This is a genomic window from Paraburkholderia sp. XV, from assembly GCF_020177535.1.
Classification (GTDB): domain Bacteria; phylum Pseudomonadota; class Gammaproteobacteria; order Burkholderiales; family Burkholderiaceae; genus Paraburkholderia; species Paraburkholderia caribensis.
Window position 1 is genome coordinate 1 of record NZ_JAGUUD010000095.1, and the last position, 19,942, is coordinate 19,942.

Genomic DNA, 19,942 nt, shown 5'->3' on the forward strand with positions numbered 1-19,942 from the left:
CCGCCCCGCACAGGGGCGACGCTTGAAGCGAGCTAACGAATCGCGGATGCCAGCGCAAACACAAGCAAACCAAACCGAACCAAACCAAACCAAACCAAACCAAACCAAACCAAACCAAACCAAACCAAACTCAGACCGAACGGCTCCTATCCCTATGATGATCAGCAGCCAAAAGCATATACATGGCAGGCACAACAAACAGCGTAAAAAGAGTCCCAATAGAAAGCCCGGAAAAAATCACAAGCCCCATGGCATTCCGCCCAGCGGCGCCAGCCCCTGACGCAATCACCAACGGCAAAACCCCAAGCACCATAGCCGCGGTAGTCATCAAAATAGGCCGCAACCGCACAGCCGCCGCCTCCTCGAGCGCCTCGCGTTTCGAGCGCCCCGCCCGCTGAAGCTCATTAGCAAACTGCACAATCAAAATACCGTGCTTGCTAACCAGCCCCATCAAAGTAACAAGCCCAACCTGCGTATAAATATTGAGCGTCGACAGCCCGAGATTAATAAAGATCAGCGCCCCAAACAACGCCATCGGCACAGAAACAAGAATCACCACAGGATCGCGAAAACTTTCGAACTGCGCGGCAAGCGCGAGAAACACGATGATCGTCGCGAACATCAACGTAATGACAAATCCGCCCGACTCCTGCACGAACTGCCGCGACAACCCGGAGTAATCCGCGCTATAGCCGGTCGGCGCGGCTTCGGTGGTGGCTTTGCGCAAAAAGTCGAGCACTTCGCCCTGCGAAATCCCCGGCGCAATCACCCCGGAAATCGTCGCCGAGTTCAATTGCTGAAAGTGATTGATCGACTCCGGCACGACGTTCTGCTTCAAACTCGTCACAGTCGAAGCCGGTATCACACTGCCATCCGGCGTGCGCAAATAATAGTCGAGCACCTGCGACGGATTCAATCGATCCGTTTGCAACACCTGCGGAATCACCTTGTACGAGCGCCCCGCAATCGAAAAGTAATTCACGTAGTTGCCGCCCAGCGCCGCACCCAGCGCCTGCCCAACATCGCTCTGCGTGAGCCCAAGCGACGCAACCTTATCGCGATCCACGACCAGCACGCTCTCCGGCTTGTCGATCTTCAGATCGCTATCGACGAAAAAGAACATCCCGCTCTCGCGCGCCTTCTGCAGCACGGTCTGCGAGACTTCATTCAGATTCTCGAACGGCTCCGTCGTGCTGATCACGAACTGCACAGGCAAGCCCTGCGCGCCAGGCAACGGCGGAAACTGGAACGCGGCAACCCGCGCGCCCGCAATGCCGTTCCACTTCTCCTGCAACTCCTGCTGCAACTGCGTGGCGTTCTTCTTGCGCTTGTCCCAGGTCTTGAACAGAACGCCGCCAATCCCCTGATTCAGCGTCGGCGCGCCCGTCAGCTGGAACATCTGCGAATACTCCGGCATACCCTTCGAGATGTCGAACACCTGGTCCGCGTAGGTCTGCATCTGCTGGATCGTCGCATTCGGCGGCCCCTGGATCTGCGACAGCACGATGCCCTGGTCCTCCTGCGGCGCAAGCTCCGATTGCGATGTCATGAACAGATACACGGTCCCGCACAGCAGCAGCGCCCCCATCACGATGAACACGGGCCACGTGTCGAGCATCGAATGCAAGATCCGCCCGTAGCCGTGATGCACGCGCTCGAACTGTCTGTCGACGAAACGCGCGAAACGTCCCGACTCCTGATCCATGCGGAAAAAACGCGAGCACATCATCGGCGACAGACTCAGCGCGATCACACCCGATACAGCCACGGCGCCCGCCAGCGTGAACGCAAACTCGGTGAAAAGCGCGCCCGTCAAACCGCCCTGAAAGCCGATAGGCAGATACACGGCGATCAGCACGACCGTCATCGCAAGAATCGGCCCGCCCAGTTCGCGCGCGGCGATCATCGCGGCTTCGAATGGCGGCTTGCCTTCCTCCTTCATATGCCGGTCGACGTTCTCGACCACGATGATCGCGTCGTCGACCACCAGTCCGATCGCAAGCACGAGCGCAAGCAGCGTCAGCAGGTTGATCGAATAACCGAGCAGCTGCATCACGAAGAACGTGCCGATCAGCGACAGCGGCATCGCGATCACGGGCACGATCACCGCACGGAAGCTGCCGAGAAACAGGAAGATCACCACCGTCACGATCAGCAGCGCTTCGACGAGGGTCTTCACCACTTCCTCGATGGCGGTGTTGATGAAGTCCGTCGCGTCGTAGACGATGTCGCCCGTCATGCCCGTCGGGAACTGCTTCTGCAGATCGGGAAAGATCGCCTTCACGCGCTTGGCCACATCGAGCACGTTCGCATCCGGCGCGACCTTGATGCCGATGAACACCGAGCGCTTGCCGCTGAACGCGACGTTGAAGTCGTAGCTGTCCGCGCCGAGCACGACATTGCCGACATCCTCGAGACGCACGATCGCGCCGTTCTTCTGCTTCACCACCAGCTTTCTGAAGTCTTCGACGGAATGCAGGTCGGTGCCCGCGTTCAGGTCGACGCTGATCATCTGTCCTTTGGTCGTGCCGAGCGTCGCCAGATAGTTGTTGTTGCCGAGCGCCGTGAATACGTCGGAAGCCGTCACGTTGTGCGCCGCGAGCTTCGTCGAATCGAGCCACGCGCGCAATGCGAACTGCCGGCCGCCGAGAATTTCCGCCGTCTGCACGCCCTGCACCGAATCGAGCTTCGGCTTCACGACGCGCAGCAGATAGTCGGTCACGTTGTTGCTCGGCAGGACGTCGCTGTAGAAGCCCATGTACATCGCGTCGGTGGTCTGGCCGACCTGGACGGTCAGCACAGGCTGCTGCGCTTGCGGCGGCAACTGGTTGCGCACCGACGCGATCTGCGTGTTGATCTCCGTCAATGCGCGGTTGGAGTCGTAGTTCAGACGCAGCGTCGCGGTGATCGTGGAGAGGCCCGTCGTGCTCGACGATGACATGTAGTCGATGCCTTGGGCCTGCGCAATCGCCGACTCGAGCGGCTGCGTGATGAAGCCGGCCATCGTATCGGCGCTCGCGCCGTAGTACGCGGTCATGATCGTGACCACGCCGTTTTCTGTCTGTGGATACTCGCTGACCTTGAGCGTCGACAGCGCGCGCAAGCCGAGCACGAGAATCAGCAGACTCACGACGGAGGCGAGCACGGGCCGTTCGATAAAGATATCGGTGAATTTCATCGGCGGCCTCTTATTGTTCCTGAGGCGTCGGGTTCGGGCTATCGGCAGGCAGCACGCGGTTGTCGATCACGAGCGGCGTGCCGTTCTTCAGCTTCAACTGGCCACTCGTCACGACCTGCGTGCCTTCGCCGATGCCCTTGAGTATCGCGACCTGATCGCCGCGCGTCGGCCCGGGCGTGATGAACACCTGTTGCGCGATGGGCATGACCTTTCCATGCGCGTCCTTGTGCTCGCCCGGCTTGACCACGAACACGGTTGCGCCGTACGGGTTGTAGGTGATCGCCGTTTGCGGCAGCGTCAGATAGCGTTCTTCGTTACCCGCGTCGATCTTCACGTTCGCGTACATGCCGGGCAGCAGCTTGCGCTCGCGGTTGTCCACGCTCGCCTCGATCTGCACGTTGCGCGTCGTGTTGTCCACGCGCGGATTGATCGAGCGGATCTTGCCGTCGAACGTGCGGCTGCTGTACGCGTTGGTATCGACGACGACGGTTTGTCCGACCTGCAATTGCCCGAGTTGTTGCTGCGGCAGATAGAAGTCGGCGTAAATCGGATCGATGGCCTGTAACGTGACGATCGCGTCGCCGGGATTGATGTACTGGCCGGGATTGACGGTCGTGATGCCGACGCGTCCCGCGAACGGTGCGCGAATGGTTTTCTTCTCGACGAGCGCGGCCTGTTGATCGACCTGCGCGCGCTTGCTTTTGAGGTCGGCTGCATCGGCGTCGAGTTGCGCCCTGGCGATCGCCTGGATGTCGTACTGCGCCTTGTCGCGCTTGTACACGGTTTGCGCGAGTTCCGCGGCGGCTTGCAGCGAGGCGAGCAGCGCGCGGTCCGAATCGTCGTTCAGGCGCAGCAGCACCTGGCCTGCTTTCACTTCCTGCCCCGAGCTGAACGGAATCTCGCGGACGAGGCCGGGCACTTCCGTCGTCACGTCGACGCCGCGCACCGCGCGCAGGCTGCCGACGGCGGACAGTTGCGGCTGCCAGCTCTGATAGCGCGCGACAGCGGACGTCACGGTCGCGGCGGGCGCCGCATTGCTCGCCATGAACTTCCGGATCATGTGCGCCTTGAACAGGTTGAAGCCGACCAGCGCGGCGAGCAGCACGCCCACGCAGATCAGCATGATGATCATCCGCTTTGTCATCGGTCTTTTCGTCGTCATCGTCATGTCCTTGCACGGCAAACGGGTGAGGCACGAAACGCATCCGGCGGCGCTGCGGGCTCATCGCATGCGACGTGCGGCTACTGCAAGTAGTCAGTGCGGCGTGGCGGGGTTCGCCTGATTGGCCTGACTCGTGGCCGCGTCGTTCCACCAGCCTCCGCCGAGCGACTGGAACAACGCTGCCGTGTCCGCATAGCGCGCGGCCTGCGCCTGCGCCAGATTCACGACGGTCTGCTGGTATTGACGCTGCGCATCGAGCAGCGCGAGATAACTGACGCCGCCGACGCGAAACTGGCCCCGCGTCAGATCGAGCGAAGCACTCGCCGCGCGCCATGCGTCCGTTTGCGCGGCGAGACCCGTCGCATCGTGTTCGAGCGCGCGCAACGTGTCGGCGACGTTCTGGAACGCGAGCAACACCGTTTGCCGGTATTGCGCGTTGGCCTGATCGAATGCGGCCTCGGCAGCGCGCTTTTGTGCGCTCAACTGGCCGCCATGAAAGAGCGGCTGCGTGATGCCCGCGCCGATGCTCCAGATCATGTCCGCGTACTTGAGCAGTCCCGCTGGCGTCAGCGCCTGCGGGCCGTAGCTTGCGGACAGCGTGATCTGCGGATACATGTTCGCCGTCGCCACGCCGACCTGGGCGCTCGCCTGATGCAGCGTGGCGTCGGCCGCGAGGATGTCGGGCCGCTGCCTGACCAGCGACGAAGGCAGACTCACGGGCAAACTTTGCGGCAACGTGAACATCGACAGCCTGAACTCGGGCACGGCCGTATCGCTTGGCGGTTTGCCCGCGAGCACGGCAAGCTGATGCCGGGTCTGATCGAGCGACTGACGCAGCGGCGGCAGCGTCGCGCGTGTTTGCGCGAGCAACGTTTCCTGCGAGAGCACGGCGGTGCGGCCCACGCCGCCCAGTTCGAACTGTTTGCGCAATACGCCGAGTTGCGCTTCTTCATCTGCGGCGATGCGTTCGGTCGAGTCGATCTGCTCGCGCAAGGAGGCCTCCTTGACCGCCGCCGTGACGATGTTCGCCGACAGGGCGAGATACGCGGCCTGCAACTGATAGCCCTGGTAATCGATCTGCGAGCGCAGCGATTCGAGTTCGCGCCGCGAGCCGCCGAACACATCGAGGTTATACGACACGTTCACCGACGCGTTATACAGGTTCAGCACTTGCGTGAGCCCCGGCTGGCCGAACGTGACCCCGTTGAACTTCTCACGCGTCGCGTTGAGCTTCGCATCGACGGACGGATACAACGCGCTGCCCACTTCCGCGCGATAGTTCTCGGCCGCCTGCCTGAGCGCCGCCTGCGCAGCGGCGACGTTCGGGCTGTTGGCGAGCGCTTCGCGTATCAGCGCGTCGAGCGGTTCGCAACGAAAGAGCGTCCACCATTGGGCGGGAATGTCCTGTGCTGCGACAAATCGCTGAGGCACACCGGATGCGCCCGGCGACGACGCTGTCTGATCGGGCAGCGGCGTGGGCGTATAGGTTTCCGTGGCGGGCGGTGCGGGCGTGCGGTAATCGGGGCCGACCATGCAGCCGGACAGGGGAAGCAATGTTGCGCCGAGAATGGCGAGGGCGACGCTGATCGAAGTGTCGAACGCGAAACGTGAAGGTCCATGCAAGCGACTGCGACTGCCATTGACGTCATCGATCATCTATCCACCCTGTATTACCTGCGCGGACTACGAACGAAATTACGAATGCAGAATTCAACAGCCTGATGCCGCGCATAGCCTAGCATGGGTCGTTGCAAACGAGATCATGCTTGCAGAAGCTTTAGGGGAATAGATCTGTTTTGCGGCGCTCAAACGTTAAATCAGCGCGCGGATGCAAAAAGACTGAAGCGCCGTATATGTCATCTTTTGACTTATGCGGCGCTTCTCGAAAGGCGGATAGAGGACGGACGATAAAGCGACGTGAATGCGGCGAGCCATTTGACAATTGAACGAGGCGCGCACGCTTGCGATTGCGCCCTTACAACGCGGCAAGAAACTCAATGCGCCGCGCCGCGCTCGCCCGATGTGCCGACCGTGCCGGGCTTGCGCAGCATCTTGTCCACTTCGCCCGCGTGCATCTCTTCGACTGCAATCATCTGCCGCGCATATTCTTCGAGCGCTACCGAGCGGTCCTTGACCAGCGCGAGCAGATCGCGATACAGGCCGAGTGCGACATCTTCCGCTGCGAGCGATTCGCGCAGGATGGTGGTGATGTCGGTCGTATGCGAGTCGAGCAGCGCACCGATACCTAGCGACGGATACTCGCCGAGCGTCGTGATCCATTCGCCCGCCTGATGCGCGTGCAGCAGCGATTCGTCAGCCTGCTGGCGCAGCCACGACACGATCGGAATGCGGCCAAAGCCGAACACGAGGAAGGAGTAGTGCGTATAGCGCACCACGCCTGCCAGCTCGGATTCGAGAATCTGGTTCAGCACCGCGATGATCTTGTCCTTCTCGATGTCCGGCATATGGCTCTCCGCAAGACTCGTCGACGACGATTGAGGCTTTCATTGTTGGCCTCGCCTGGGCAAAGATCAAGTGAATCTCGGCGCCGATACCTTCAACGGATGACGACGACTGGCACGGGAATCGTCGCATAGGGCAGCCGTATCGCGGGCGCGGGTGGCGGCACGACGGCAACGTAGGGCACGACAGGCGCCGCGGGCACGATGGGCACCACGGCAGGCGGTTGCGGCGGCACGTAATAGAGCGTACGCGCCGGTGCGTAGACGGCGGCGGGCACATAGGCCGCATGAACGAAGACGGTGCCGGCAAAGGCACTCGTCGAGCAGGCGATGCCCATGGCGGCGATCGCGGACGTATAAGCAGAGCGAATGTTCACATGAAACTCCTGAAGCGAATGTCGGCACATGCGGTGTGAAATGCTGAAGAGGCGGCCGACGTGCAAACGATACTCAACGCCTTCCACCAAGGGCAGCGATTACTTGTTTCATTCGATGTCGGAAATAGCACGCCCATGTTTGAAGCGTCTGCTGCGTAATGCACGTTGCGTAATGCACGTTGCGTCGTGCACGGAGAGGGGCCGCTCATATGACATGGATCGACATAACTTTGAAATTGCCTTGAGCGTCCCGGACAACCAGAATTCGCTTCGCCAACGACGAATCGCAACACGACGTAGCGAAGAAGTTGAACGAACCGATGATGGAGATGGGAAATGAAGAAGTTGATCGCTATTCTGGCTTTGTGCATTGCATCGACGGGCGTGATGGCCCAGACGGCGCCGCAACCGATGGCGGGATCGCCGCGCATGGAGCGCATGATGCAGCAGTTGCAGGAGCGCTTTGCGGCCGCCAACACGACGCATGACGGCAAGCTGACGCTGGCCCAGGCGCAGACGGGCATGCCACGCGTCGCGCAGCATTTCGCCGAGATCGACACGCAGAAGCAGGGCTACGTGACGCTGGCGCAGATCGAGCAGTTCATGGCGCAGCGCGCGGGATCGCACTGACGGAAAAGCGGGTCGGCATGACGCTAAACTGTCGCAAGACGACTGCAACCCTAACCCACCAGGCGACGAAGGAGCCTTGCATGGACCGACCCGCCCGCATCATCGTGCTCGACGACGAAGCGGAACTCCGCAACATGCTGCAGCGCTTTCTGAGCGGACACGGCTTCGAAGTCCGCGCCGTGGAAAACAGCAAACGGCTCGAGCGCTATTTGCAGCGCGAGCCGTATGACCTGCTGGTGCTCGACCTGATGATCGGCGAAGAAGACGGCCTGCAGATCTGCGCGAAACTGCGGGCAGAAGGGCACACGCTGCCCATTCTGATGCTCACGGCCAAGGGCGATCCGCTCGACCGTGTGATCGGCCTCGAAACGGGCGCCGACGATTACCTCGCCAAGCCATTCCTGCCGCGCGAACTGGTGGCGCGCATCAATGCGCTGCTGCGCCGCCAGAAAATCGCCTCGAACGATCCGACCGTCACCACGCAGACGCTGCGCTTCGGGGACTTCCGGCTCGATGTCGGCAAGCAGTGCCTCTACAAACAGGACGATCTTCTCGAGTTGCATTCGGCGCAGATGCTGCTGCTGACGGCGCTCGCCGCTTCGCCGAACCGCGCAGTGAGCCGCGACAATCTGATCGCGCGCGCAAGGGGGCGCGACCACGACGCGCTCGACCGCAGCATCGACGTGCAGATTCTGCGTCTGCGGCAGGCGATCGAAAGCGATCCGTCGAAACCGCGTTACATCAAGACAGTGTGGGGCGTCGGCTACATGCTCGTCGCCGACGTCGACGCATGAGTGCGCGCATGTTGCGGCGCTTGATGTCGCGCTTGCTGCCGCGCAGCGTGCTCGCGCGCAACATCGCGCTGCTGATCGTGCTGGTCGCGTTCACTCAGGTGTGCTCGCTGAGCGTGCTGATTCATTACGTGCAGAAGCCGCGCGTCGAGCGCGCTGCGGCCGTGTTCGGCACCTACATCAAGACGCTGGACAATGCGCTCGCCGCCTCGCCCGTGGACGCACGCGACACGCTCGTCGCGCGGCTCGATGCGCGCAGCGAGCCGCCAATGGAAGCTGTCATCGAGCCGCGTGTGCGCTTGCTCGCGTTCTACCGGACCTCTCAGCTCGCGACCTTTCTCGACACGCTGCATCGCTATCTGCCGCCGGGCACCGAAGTGCGCTGGCAAGGCGCGCCGCATCCGCGCATGTGGATTCGCATGCATGTGGCGGGCACGCCATACTGGATCGGCCTGCAGGTGCCGGAAGAAGCGCAGGGCGGCGGCATGTTGACGGCGGTGCTGCTGTCGATCGGACTCGGGATGATCGCCGCGTTGACGGGCTTCGCGCTACAGGCGCATCTGAACCGTCCGTTGCAGGAGCTTGCGCAAGCGGCGCGCCGTGTCAGCGCGGGCGAAGTGCCGCCGCCGCTACCCGTCGACGGTCCGACGGAAATCGCCCAGGTGAGCGGTGCGTTCAATCAGATGACACAGGCGCTGCAGCAGGCGGAAGCGACGCGTGCGCTGATGCTCGCGGGCATCTCGCACGACATCCGCACGCCGCTGACCAAGCTGCGTCTCGCGATGGCGATGGCGAGCGACACGAACGGCGACGAAGCTTTCGTCGGCGCAGCGGAGTCGTATCTGGATCAGATCGATACGATACTTCAGCAGTTCATGGACTATGCGGGCAGCGGCGAGCGCGAGACGCCGCAACCGGGGGATCTGAACGCGCTGATCAGCCAGCTCGCCGCCGACTTCGCGGGCCTCGGACACGAGTTCGACCTGCAACTGGGCGAGTTGCCCGAGCACGCTTTCCGGCCCATCACGATGATGCGGCTCGTGATGAACCTGATGCAGAACGCCGTCGTGTACGGGCAAACGGGTCTGGCCGTCAGGACGTGGGCAGACGCGCAAGCGATCCATGTGGCCGTGGCCGATCGCGGCAAGGGCTTGAGCGCGGAAGAACTGGAACGGCTGAAGGCGCCGTTTCAGCGCGGCAAGAACGCGCATGGCAAAACGGGTGGCACGGGGCTGGGGCTGGCGATCGTCGAACGCATTGCGCGGCTGCATGGCGGCACGCTGGCGTTTCATGCGCGCGAAGGCGGCGGGCTCGAAGTGTGGGCCGTGCTGCCGATTCAGCGCGATTCGAGCGCAGCCGGTGCGGGTGAACCGGCGACCACGCAGCCGGCCAGTTGAGCGCACGAGACATTTCATGTGCGAGCGGCTAATCTGTCGGCTGTCTTGATCCCGTCGCCGGCGCACGGCGGCCACTGCGATGACACGCGTCGAATCTCCTTTCGATATCGAACGTCTGGAAGACGAATGGCTCGAGGCCGACGGCTATGGCGGCTTTGCGTCGGGCACGGCGGGCACGCTGCGCACCCGGCGTTATCACGCGCTGCTGCTGACGGCGACGCGCGCGCCAGCGGGCCGCATCGTGCTCGTGAATGGGATCGAAGCGTGGGTCGAGACGAACGGCGCGCGCTATCCGCTGTCGATGCAGCGTTACGCGCCCGATATCGTCTATCCCGACATCGCTGCGAGTCTGATCCGGTTCGACACGACACCGTGGCCGACATGGCGCTTCCGCCTCGATGCGCGGACGTGTGTGATCGCGGAAACGTTCGTCGCGAAAGCAACTCGCGAAACGGTGCTGCGCTGGCGCGTGGCGTTCGATGACGACGCTGGTGGCGATGACGCGATCACGCTGCATGTTCGTCCGTTGCTGTCCGGGCGTGATTATCACGCGCTGCATCACGAGAACGGCGCCTTCGATTTTTCCGCTTCCGTCGACGGCGAACGTGTGACGTGGCAGCCGTATCACGATCTGCCTGCGATTCGCGTCGTCACGAACGGCGCGTATGAACACGCGCCCGACTGGTATCGTAACTTCTGCTACGTACGCGAACGCGAGCGCGGCCTCGACTTCACCGAAGCCCTCGCGACGCCCGGCGTTTTCACGTTCGATCTTCGTTCGGATGCGGCCGTGATGATATTGAGCGCGGACGTGCCGAACCCATCGCAGCCTGTTGTGCAAGCCGCCGCGATTGAACTGGCGAACACGCTTGCCGGGACTGAAACGAACCGCCGCGCTGCTTTTGCTTCGCGCCTGCATCGTTCCGCCGATGCCTACGTTGTCGCGCGGTCGGCGGGACACACGATCGTCGCCGGGTTTCCGTGGTTTACCGATTGGGGCCGTGATACTTTCATCGCGATGCGCGGCCTGCTGATCGCCACGGGGCGACTCGCGGAAGCCGGTTCGATCCTGCTCGCATGGGCGGGGACGATTTCGCAAGGCATGTGTCCGAACCGTTTTCCCGATTACGGCGACGAGCCCGAATACAACTCGGTCGATGCGTCGCTCTGGTTTGCGATTGCCGTACACGACTATCTGGCGACAGGGCATGCGTCGGACGCGACGCGCGAGCGCCTGCATGAGGCCGTCGATACGATTCTGGCCGGCTACACACAAGGCACGCGCTACGGCATCCGTGCCGATGACGATGGCTTGCTGCGTGCAGGCGTGCCTGGCGTGCAACTCACGTGGATGGACGCGAAGGTCGGCGACTGGGTGGTGACCCCGCGCATCGGCAAGCCCGTCGAAGTGCAGGCGTTGTGGTTCAACGCATTGCGCATTGCCGCACAGTGGAATGCGCGCTGGAGCGATGCCGCCGGGCGTGTGGCGGCATCGTTTGTGCAGCGCTTTGTCGATTCGGAAACGGGCGCGCTGTTCGATAACGTCGACGTCGATCATGTGCACGGCACGGTCGACAGATCGATCCGGCCGAATCAGATTTTCGCGGCAGGCGGCTTGCCGTTCGCGCTGGTCGAAGGCGAAACGGCGCGGGCCGTCGTTGCGCAAGTGGAAGCGCATCTGCTGACGGCGCTGGGTTTGCGCACGTTGTCGCCGGAAGATCCAGCCTATCGCGGGCGCTATGCGGGCGCGCCGCTCGAACGTGACGGGGCGTATCACCAGGGGACCGTGTGGCCATGGCTGCTCGGGCCATTCGTCGAAGCCTGGCTGCGCGCGCAACGTCCCGATGACGCCGCCCGCAGCGCGGCCCGCGCGCGTTTTCTCTCGCCGCTCGACGCGCATCTGGATCGCGCGGGCCTCGATCACATTTCGGAAGTCGCGGACGGCGATGCGCCGCATGCGCCGGGCGGCACGCCGTTTCAGGCGTGGTCGCTGGGGGAGCGGTTGCGTATGGGTGTGTTGCTGGGCGAAAGCGTCCACGCCCACCTCCCCGACGCGAACACCCCAAACCGCGCTACGATGTGACTCCCACCGTCACCCGAGAGACGAGGACGCTGCCATGCCTCCGCTGCGCGCCGGAAACCTGCTTGCCACCGTCGAGGGAATACGTCTGCACTCCAGTGAATGCGCGCGATGGCAGCGCTGGGGCCCGTATCTGAGCGAGCGTCAGTGGGGCACGGTGCGCGAAGACTACAGCCCGAACGGCACCGCATGGGACTATTTCCCGCACGATCACGCCCGCAGCCGCGCCTACCGCTGGGGCGAGGACGGCATTGCGGGGTTCGGCGACGACACGTTGAACTGGTGCGTGTCGGTCGCCATGTGGAACCGCGCCGATCCCATTCTCAAGGAACGCCTGTTCGGCCTCACGAACCAGGAAGGCAATCACGGCGAGGACGTCAAGGAACTGTATTTCTATCTGGACGGCACGCCGACACATTCCTATATGCGGATGCTGTACAAGTACCCGCATGGCGCTTTTCCGTATCAGGATCTCGTCGAGGAGAACGGGCGGCGCGGTGCGGATCTGCCGGAATACGAAGTTCTCGATACGGGCATCTTCGACGACTCGCGCTATTTCGATGTGACCGTCGAATACGCAAAGAACTCGCCCGAAGACATCGTGATGCGCGTCACCGTCGAAAACCGCGCGGACGAATCCGCGTCTCTCGATCTGCTGCCGCAAATCTGGGCGCGCAACAAATGGTCGTGGAAGGCGGCCGGCGAGCGCCCCAAGCTCACGAAGGAAACGGTGCACGACGTCACGCGTCTGCTCGGCACGCATCCCGGACACGAGCCGATGGTGGTGACGGCATGGTCGCCCGATACGACTGTTTTCGAGTGGCTGTTCTGCGAGAACGATACGAACGTCCGCCGCCATTTCAACATGGAGGCGGAAGGTCCGTTCAAGGACGGCTTCAACAACTATCTCGTGCACGGCGACGCCGATGCGATACGTCGTGACGCAGGCACCAAAGCGGCCGCGCACGTGCCGCTGAATCTGCCGCCGCACGGGACGGCCGTCGTCTATCTGCGGTGGCGTCCCGAGTTCTGCGCCGATGAAACGCCGCTCGATGCCGAGCAACTGTTCGCGCAACGTATCGCCGAGGCCGATGCGTTTTATGCGGCGTTGCAGCACCATATCGAAGGCGCGGACGAGCGGCTCGTGCAGCGCCAGGCGCTAGCGGGCATGCTGTGGTCGAAGCAGTATTACCAGTTCGACGTCGAGCGCTGGATGGACGGCGACCCGTTGCAGCCGACGCCCCCCGCATCGCGCAAACAGGGACGCAACCGCGACTGGCGGCATTTGTGCAACGCGGACATCGTGTCGATGCCGGACAAATGGGAGTATCCGTGGTACGCGTCGTGGGACCTCGCGTTTCATGCCGCAGCATTCGCGCTGATCGATCCCGCGTTTGCGAAGCGTCAGTTGCTGCTGCTCGTGAAGGACCGCTACATGCACCCGAACGGGCAGATCCCCGCGTACGAATGGGCGTTCGGCGATGCGAACCCGCCGGTGCACGCATGGGCCGCGTGGCGTGTCTATGAAATCGATCGCGCGCTGACGGGCAAGGGCGACCGCGATTTTCTCGAACTGGTCTTCCACAAGCTATTGCTGAACTTCGCGTGGTGGGTGAACCGCAAGGATGCCGACGGCCGCAATATCTTCCAGGGCGGCTTTCTCGGCCTCGACAACGTCGGCATTTTCGACCGCTCGTCGCCGTTGCCGACGGGCGGCCATATCGATCAGGCCGACGGCACCGCATGGATGGCCGCGTATGCGCTGGACCTGATGCGCATCGCGCTCGAACTCGCGTTTGCGAATCACGTGTTCGTCGATATTGGCGTGAAGTTCTTCGAGCACTTCCTGTATATCGCGCAGGCCGTGAGTTGCGAAGATAACTGCGATACGGGCCTGTGGGACAGTCAGGACGAATTCTTCTATGACAAGCTGCGCTTGCCCGACGGCTCCAATGTGCCAATGCGGGTGCGCTCGATTGTCGGGCTGATTCCGCTGATCGCCGTGCATGTGCTCGAAGAGCGTCTGCATGGCTCGCTGCCGGGCCTGCGCGACCGCCTTGTCTGGTTCCTGCGCAACAAGCCCGATCTCGCGCGGCTGGTGTCGCGCTGGAATGAGCCGGGGCGCGGCAACAGCTTGCTGCTTTCACTGTTGCGCGGGCATCGGATGAAAGCGCTGCTCAAGCGTGCGCTCGACGAAGCCGAGTTCCTGTCCGATCACGGCGTGCGCGCGCTGTCGCGTGTGCATCGCGATCAACCTTACGTCTTTCAGCACAACGGGCAGAGCTTCTGCGTGAAGTACTTGCCAGCCGAATCGGATTCTCGCGTGTTCGGTGGCAATTCGAACTGGCGCGGGCCGGTGTGGATGCCCGTCAACTATCTGCTGATCGAGTCGCTGTACGAATTTCATCGCTATTACGGCGACGATTTTCGCGTCGAGTACCCGACGGGCTCGGGCAACCAGCTTTCGTTGTCCGAAATCGCCGACGCCCTTGCGCAACGTACGACGACGCTGTTCCTGAAGGACAAGAACAACGAGCGGCCTGTGATGGCTGCGTATCCGATGTTGCAGGCGGACCCGCGCTCGCAGGATCTCGTGCTGTTTCACGAATACTTTCACGGCGACAACGGACGCGGCGTGGGCGCGTCGCATCAGACGGGGTGGTCGGGTCTCGTCGCATTGCTGTTGCAGCCGCGCGAGCTTGCAAGCTCCGGTTTCTTGCCCGAAACGGGCGAGGCGCAGGACGCCGAAGTGGCCGCTTCCGTGAAATAGACCGCGCTGCCCGCCGCTCGTGCAGCAGTTCGATTGAACTGTGCGGCATGACGGCGGGTCTTTCAGATATTGCCACGCGTATGGCTCATTGATGGAAAGACTGCCATGTCCAATGACGCAAACGACGCATCATCCACTACCTCGTCAGCAAGCTGCAAGATCGGCGCAGGCCCGCATGCAGCCGCCGCGGGTCCCGCAGGCAAGCGGCCCGCGCCGCCGTGCACGCTGGTCATCTTCGGCGCGGGCGGCGATCTGACCAGGCGTTTGTTGACGCCGTCGCTGTACAACCTGACCGTCGATGGCCTGCTCGACGACGGCATGCGCATCATCGGGGTCAATCACGGCGAGCGCGAAACGAAAGCGTGGCTCGACGATCTCGGCCAGTCGCTGCAGCAGTTCGCTGCGGAAAAGGCGAGCGAAGCGCATTCCGGCAAGGTCGACGAGAAAGCCTGGAAATGGCTTTCATCGCGCATGGAGTACATGGCGGGCGAATTCGAAGCCGACGATGTGTTCGAAGCGCTCAAGCAGCGTATCGAGAAAACGCCGCACGGCAATGCGATCTTCTATCTCGCGGTGGGCGCGCGCTTTTTCAGGCCGATCGTCGAGCGTCTCGGCAAACATGGCTTGCTGAAAGAAGACGCGCAGCACAAGGGGAGCTTCCGGCGTCTCGTGATCGAAAAGCCGTTCGGCACGGACCTCGCGTCCGCACGCGATCTCAACGCTCACATTCTCGGTTACGCGAACGAATCGCAGGTTTATCGCATCGATCACTTTCTCGGCAAGGACACAGTGCAGAGCATCCTTGCCGTGCGCTTCGCGAATGCGATGTTCGAGCCGGTGTGGCGGCGCGAGTACATCGACAGCGTGCAGATCACGGCGGCGGAAACGCTCGGCGTCGAAGGGCGCGGCAAGTTCTACGAACAGACGGGCGCGTTCCGCGACATGCTGCCGAACCATCTGTTCCAGTTGCTTGCCATGGTCGCGCTGGAGCCGCCCAATTCGTTCGATGCCGAAGCCGTGCGCGACAAGAAAGCCGAACTCCTCGCCGCCATCGAGCCGCTAAAGCCCGACGACGTCGTATTCGGCCAGTACGAAAAGGGTGATGCGGGCATCGCGTATCGCGACGAACCCGACGTCGCGCGCGACAGCACGACGGAAACCTATGCGGCTGCGCGCGTGTTCATCGACAACTGGCGCTGGGCGGGCGTGCCGTTCTATCTGCGTACGGGCAAGCGCATGGCCGCACGCCGCACCGAGATTGCCGTGCAGTTGAAGCGCGTGCCGTTTCTGATGTTCCGCAACACACCCGTCGAAGCGTTGACGCCGAATGTATTCACGCTGCGCATCGATCCCGCGCATGGCACGCGCTTCGACTTCAACGTCAAGGTGCCCGGACCGGCGATGCAGATCGGCGCGGTGCGCTCCGCGTTCAACTACAACGACTTCTTCGACGAACGCGCGAACGTCGGCTACGAAACGCTGCTCTACGACTGCATGCTCGGCGACGAGACACTGTTTCAGCGCGCCGACAGCATCGAGTCGAGCTGGTGCGCCGTCGATCGCGTGCTGCATCCCGAAGGCGGGCCGCTGCCCGTGTATGGCTATCCGGCGGGCAGCAGCGGGCCGGCGCAAGCCGATGAACTGCTCGCGCGCGATGGCCGCGCGTGGCGTTCATTGCAAAGCAAAGAGTAGTCCTGTCACAACCACAAACGAAAGGGGGACGCTTTGGCCAAAGCTAAAGTACAGACGCGACCCAAGGCCACCAGCGACGGTGAGCGGATACTCGCCATCGATGTCGGCGGCACGGGCCTGAAGGCGGCCGTGATCGACGCGGACGGCGACATGAAAAGCGAACGCGTGCGCGTCGCCACACCGCATCCATGCACGCCCGCGCAACTCGTCGATACGCTGGTGACGCTCGTGCAGCCGCTCGTCGATGCGCAGCATCCAACCTTGATGTCGATCGGCTTTCCGGGCGTCGTGCGCGACAACCACGTGCTGACGGCCCCGAATATCGGCGATGCGAGCTGGCGTGGCTTCGCGCTCGCGGAACAACTGGCGGCGCGCTTGGGCGGCCTGCCTGTGCGTATGATCAACGACGCCGAGATGCAAGGCTTCGCGGCGATCGAAGGGCATGGCATCGAATTCGTGTTGACGCTCGGCACGGGCGCTGGCACCGCGCTCTTTCGCGACGGCGAGTTGATGCCGCATCTCGAACTCGCGCATCATCCCGTCAGCAAGGACCGCACGTATGACGAGTACATCGGCAATGCGGCGCGGGAGAAGGTGGGCAGCAAGCGCTGGAACCGGCGTGTGGAGAAGGTGATCGCCATCCTGACTTCGCTCGTCAACTACGACCAGCTGTGGATCGGCGGCGGCAATGCCGAGCGCCTGACGTTCGAGTTGCCGTCGAATGCGGCCGTCGTGTCGAACGCGGCGGGCATCGAAGGCGGTGCGCGGCTCTGGCATCCGAAGTCGGTGCGGGAAACGCGGCAGTTGCCGGAAGCGAACCAGAAGTCGGGCGTGTTCCGTTGAAAGAGCGGGCGGGGGAATAAACGGGCATGGCCGTTCGTTTCCTCCGATGCGGTCGTGAACGCGCGAGCGCATTCCCTTCGACGGAGCCGTCCAATGAAAACTATCTCCAACACCCGGCTCGCAGCCATGGCGCTAACGTTGGCGCTTTCTTCCGGCTTCACGCACGCCGTGGCGGCCGAGGCCTTCGAAGTGACGTCGCCGGGCACGCCCGACGGCGGCACGATCGATTCGAGCCACGCAGCCGGTGTGAACAATTGCGGCGGCGGCAACCAGTCGCCCGCTGTGCAATGGCGCAACGCGCCATCGGGCACGCGCAGCTTCGCGGTGACGCTCTTCGATCCCGACGGCGCCAAAGGCATTGGCATCATTCATTGGGTACTGTACGGGATACCCGCTTCGATGAACGCGATGCCGCATGGCGCGCCAGCGCCCGCAGGCAGCGTGAGCGGCATCAATCGCACGGGGCAGCCCGGTTACTACGGACCTTGTCCACCCATCGGCGACGTGCCGCATCACTATGTGTTGCAGGTCTACGCGCTCGATCTCGCGCCCGATGCGCTGCCACCCAATCTCAATCACGACGCCTTTCTCGCCGCCGTCACGAATCACGTGCTGGCCGCGAGCAGCACCGTGCTGCGCTACGGACGCTAGCGCAGCATCGCACGCTCAGCGCGGTGCGTCGCCCCAGCGGTATTCGACGGTTGCCTCGTCGAGTTGCTTCTTGATCTCGGGGTCGAGCGCGAGATCCACGGCGGCGAGCGAGTCGTTCAACTGTTCGACGCGGCTCGCGCCGATGATCGCCGACGTGATGGTAGGGTTCGCGAGGACCCATGCAATCGCCGTCTTCGTCATCGGTTCGCCGGTTTTCGCGTTGATCTCGCGCAGTGCTTCGATGGTCTTGAACTCACGCTCGTGCCAGTAGCGCTCCGAGTACATCTCGCCTGCTTTGCCGACCGTCGCCGTGAAGCGCCCTTCCGTGGGCTTCGCGTCGTGTCGATGCTTGCCCGTCAGCAGGCCGCCCGCGAGCGGGTTGTACGGAATCACGGCGAGGCCTTCTTCGTCGGCGAGCGGCAGCAGTTCGCGTTCGATCTGCCGGAACAGCAGGTTGTAGCGCGGCTGTACCGACACGAAGCGCGCAGTGCGCAATACGTCGGAGCGTCCGAGCATGCGCGCGAGCCGGTACGCCAGATAGTTCGACACGCCGATATAGCGCGCCTTGCCCGAGCGCACGATCACATCGAGCGCTTCGAGTGTTTCGTCGAGCGGGGTGTCGCGGTCGTCGGAATGCAACTGGTACAGATCGACGTAATCGGTGTTCAGGCGGCGCAGCGAATCGTCGATGGCGTCGAGCAGATGCTTGCGCGATGCACCCTGATTCCATGCATGCGGACCGACCTTGCCGACCGCTTTGGTCGCCAGAATGAAGCGGTCGCGCTTGCCCTTGAGCCAGCGGCCGATGATTTCCTCGGTGCGTCCCGCAAGATTTTCGCCGCCGCCTAGCGGATAGACATCGGCCGTATCGATGAAATTCACACCGGCGTCCGTCGCCTTGTCGAGAATGCCACGCGATACGTCTTCTTCGGTTTGCAAGCCGAAAGTCATCGTACCGAGACACAAACGCGAGACAGTAAGACCGGTATGGCCGAATTTGCGGTATTGCATGATCGACTCCGCGAGAAGGAAACTATAAGAGGATGAGTGCAGCAGAATGGAAATGCAGAAGAGAGAGCATAGCGGCTATTGCGAATCTGCGTTGTTGCGTTGCCTTCAGGCATTCATTGCGCTGACACCCTGCTGCGTTTTGCTGGAAAACTTTTCAGACGCGTAAGGTCTAAACGGCTTTGTCGCCGGGTGTCGGAGCTTCATATCCGGGAGGTTGATACCGATGAGTGTCGAACAGAACATCAGCCAGGAGATCGGGCACAGCGGTTCTCATGCGCGCGCTGTCATCGCTGGCGCTGTGGTGGTCGCGGTGGGTGTGCTGGTGGCGTGCGCGCTCGTCATCAGAAGGAAAAAAGGCGTCGCGCGCGTGCCCGAGCCGGCAAAGAGCGTCGACGTGGACCGCTATACGGGGCGCTGGTACGAGTTCGCGCGCTATGACAATCGTTTCGAGCGAGGCCGCGATTTCGTCACGGCTGACTACGCGAAGCGCGACGACGGCTTGATCAGCGTGATCAACGCGGGCCGCGAGGGCGGTGTCGATGGACCGCGGCGCGTCGCGCGCGGCAAGGCGCGCGTGGTGCCTGATTCGGACAACGCAAAGCTGAAAGTGTCGTTCTTCGGGCCGTTCTATGTCGGCGACTACTGGGTGCTCGATCACGCCGACGACTATAGCTGGTCGATCGTCGGCGAACCGGGCGGCACCTATCTGTGGATACTCACGCGTGAAGCGAAGCCCGCTGTCGAACTGCAACGCGCGCTGCTGGAACGCGTTCGCGCCATGGGCTATGACCTGTCGATGCTGCGCCGGACGCAGCAGTAAAGATTGTTTGAAAATTTTTCTAGTGGCCTTTCCTTTTGCGAAATCCCGCATTGCTGATTCGACATTTCGATTGATGTA

Annotated in this window: 15 protein-coding genes; 9 read left to right on the forward strand and 6 right to left on the reverse strand. The window is 62.6% G+C overall.

Annotated features, from left to right (window positions below; translation table 11 throughout):
• Positions 1 to 130: 130 nt before the first annotated feature.
• The 5 genes from KFO72_RS31785 to KFO72_RS31805 form a co-directional block, all read right to left on the reverse strand.
• A complete protein-coding gene (locus KFO72_RS31785; protein WP_225033772.1) occupies positions 131 to 3,178 on the reverse strand; it encodes an efflux RND transporter permease subunit in 3,048 nt (1,015 codons plus the stop codon).
• Positions 3,179 to 3,188: 10 nt separating this feature from the next.
• Positions 3,189 to 4,340, reverse strand: coding sequence for an efflux RND transporter periplasmic adaptor subunit (locus KFO72_RS31790; protein ID WP_054928824.1), 1,152 nt, complete (start codon positions 4,338 to 4,340; stop codon positions 3,189 to 3,191).
• Positions 4,341 to 4,433: 93 nt separating this feature from the next.
• Positions 4,434 to 5,996: an efflux transporter outer membrane subunit gene (locus KFO72_RS31795; RefSeq protein ID WP_225033773.1), complete on the reverse strand. Its 1,563-nt coding sequence runs from the start codon at positions 5,994 to 5,996 to the stop codon at positions 4,434 to 4,436.
• 338 nt (positions 5,997 to 6,334) lie between these two features.
• Complete coding sequence (locus KFO72_RS31800; protein ID WP_225033774.1) at positions 6,335 to 6,805, reverse strand: ferritin-like domain-containing protein; 471 nt, start codon at positions 6,803 to 6,805, stop codon at positions 6,335 to 6,337.
• 92 nt (positions 6,806 to 6,897) lie between these two features.
• A complete protein-coding gene (locus KFO72_RS31805; RefSeq protein WP_054928823.1) occupies positions 6,898 to 7,179 on the reverse strand; it encodes a hypothetical protein in 282 nt (93 codons plus the stop codon).
• A gap of 336 nt (positions 7,180 to 7,515) precedes the next feature.
• On the opposite strand from KFO72_RS31805, the gene KFO72_RS31810 reads away from it, so the two are divergent.
• From KFO72_RS31810 to KFO72_RS31845, 8 genes are all read left to right on the forward strand, one after another.
• Positions 7,516 to 7,809, forward strand: coding sequence for a hypothetical protein (locus tag KFO72_RS31810; RefSeq protein WP_054928819.1), 294 nt, complete (start codon positions 7,516 to 7,518; stop codon positions 7,807 to 7,809).
• Positions 7,810 to 7,889: 80 nt separating this feature from the next.
• Entirely contained in the window at positions 7,890 to 8,603 is a 714-nt protein-coding gene (locus tag KFO72_RS31815; protein WP_060599765.1) for a response regulator, read from the forward strand.
• Positions 8,604 to 8,611: 8 nt separating this feature from the next.
• Positions 8,612 to 9,997 (forward strand): ATP-binding protein, encoded by a 1,386-nt coding sequence (locus tag KFO72_RS31820; protein ID WP_225033775.1) that lies wholly within the window; start codon positions 8,612 to 8,614, stop codon positions 9,995 to 9,997.
• A gap of 79 nt (positions 9,998 to 10,076) precedes the next feature.
• A complete protein-coding gene (locus tag KFO72_RS31825) occupies positions 10,077 to 12,080 on the forward strand; it encodes an amylo-alpha-1,6-glucosidase (RefSeq protein WP_225033776.1) in 2,004 nt (667 codons plus the stop codon).
• Between the two features lie 34 nt (positions 12,081 to 12,114).
• Positions 12,115 to 14,847 (forward strand): MGH1-like glycoside hydrolase domain-containing protein, encoded by a 2,733-nt coding sequence (locus tag KFO72_RS31830; RefSeq protein ID WP_225033777.1) that lies wholly within the window; start codon positions 12,115 to 12,117, stop codon positions 14,845 to 14,847.
• Between the two features lie 105 nt (positions 14,848 to 14,952).
• Positions 14,953 to 16,539, forward strand: a complete 1,587-nt coding sequence (gene zwf / locus KFO72_RS31835; protein WP_054928814.1) for a glucose-6-phosphate dehydrogenase — start codon at positions 14,953 to 14,955, stop codon at positions 16,537 to 16,539.
• 33 nt (positions 16,540 to 16,572) lie between these two features.
• Entirely contained in the window at positions 16,573 to 17,382 is an 810-nt protein-coding gene (locus tag KFO72_RS31840) for an ROK family protein (protein ID WP_225033778.1), read from the forward strand.
• Between the two features lie 126 nt (positions 17,383 to 17,508).
• Positions 17,509 to 18,033, forward strand: a complete 525-nt coding sequence (locus KFO72_RS31845; RefSeq protein WP_225033785.1) for a YbhB/YbcL family Raf kinase inhibitor-like protein — start codon at positions 17,509 to 17,511, stop codon at positions 18,031 to 18,033.
• A 15-nt stretch (positions 18,034 to 18,048) separates the two neighbouring features.
• Here KFO72_RS31845 and KFO72_RS31850 read toward each other — a convergent pair whose 3' ends face one another.
• Complete coding sequence (locus KFO72_RS31850) at positions 18,049 to 19,044, reverse strand: aldo/keto reductase (RefSeq protein WP_225033779.1); 996 nt, start codon at positions 19,042 to 19,044, stop codon at positions 18,049 to 18,051.
• Between the two features lie 223 nt (positions 19,045 to 19,267).
• On the opposite strand from KFO72_RS31850, the gene KFO72_RS31855 reads away from it, so the two are divergent.
• Positions 19,268 to 19,864, forward strand: a complete 597-nt coding sequence (locus tag KFO72_RS31855) for a lipocalin family protein (RefSeq protein ID WP_225033780.1) — start codon at positions 19,268 to 19,270, stop codon at positions 19,862 to 19,864.
• The last annotated feature ends 78 nt before the right edge of the window (positions 19,865 to 19,942 follow it).

Excerpts from the sequence above, each read along its gene's own strand:
- KFO72_RS31785 (WP_225033772.1), bottom strand. The coding sequence starts at position 3,178 with ATGAAATTCACCGATATCTTTATCGAACGGCCCGTGCTCGCCTCCGTC.
- KFO72_RS31790 (WP_054928824.1), bottom strand. The coding sequence starts at position 4,340 with ATGACGACGAAAAGACCGATGACAAAGCGGATGATCATCATGCTGATC.
- KFO72_RS31795 (WP_225033773.1), bottom strand. The coding sequence starts at position 5,996 with ATGATCGATGACGTCAATGGCAGTCGCAGTCGCTTGCATGGACCTTCA.
- KFO72_RS31800 (WP_225033774.1), bottom strand. The coding sequence starts at position 6,805 with ATGCCGGACATCGAGAAGGACAAGATCATCGCGGTGCTGAACCAGATT.
- KFO72_RS31810 (WP_054928819.1), top strand. The coding sequence starts at position 7,516 with ATGAAGAAGTTGATCGCTATTCTGGCTTTGTGCATTGCATCGACGGGC.
- KFO72_RS31815 (WP_060599765.1), top strand. The coding sequence starts at position 7,890 with ATGGACCGACCCGCCCGCATCATCGTGCTCGACGACGAAGCGGAACTC.
- KFO72_RS31820 (WP_225033775.1), top strand. The coding sequence starts at position 8,612 with ATGTTGCGGCGCTTGATGTCGCGCTTGCTGCCGCGCAGCGTGCTCGCG.
- KFO72_RS31825 (WP_225033776.1), top strand. The coding sequence starts at position 10,077 with ATGACACGCGTCGAATCTCCTTTCGATATCGAACGTCTGGAAGACGAA.
- KFO72_RS31830 (WP_225033777.1), top strand. The coding sequence starts at position 12,115 with ATGCCTCCGCTGCGCGCCGGAAACCTGCTTGCCACCGTCGAGGGAATA.
- zwf (WP_054928814.1), top strand. The coding sequence starts at position 14,953 with ATGTCCAATGACGCAAACGACGCATCATCCACTACCTCGTCAGCAAGC.
- KFO72_RS31845 (WP_225033785.1), top strand. The coding sequence starts at position 17,509 with ATGGCGCTAACGTTGGCGCTTTCTTCCGGCTTCACGCACGCCGTGGCG.
- KFO72_RS31850 (WP_225033779.1), bottom strand. The coding sequence starts at position 19,044 with ATGCAATACCGCAAATTCGGCCATACCGGTCTTACTGTCTCGCGTTTG.
- KFO72_RS31855 (WP_225033780.1), top strand. The coding sequence starts at position 19,268 with ATGAGTGTCGAACAGAACATCAGCCAGGAGATCGGGCACAGCGGTTCT.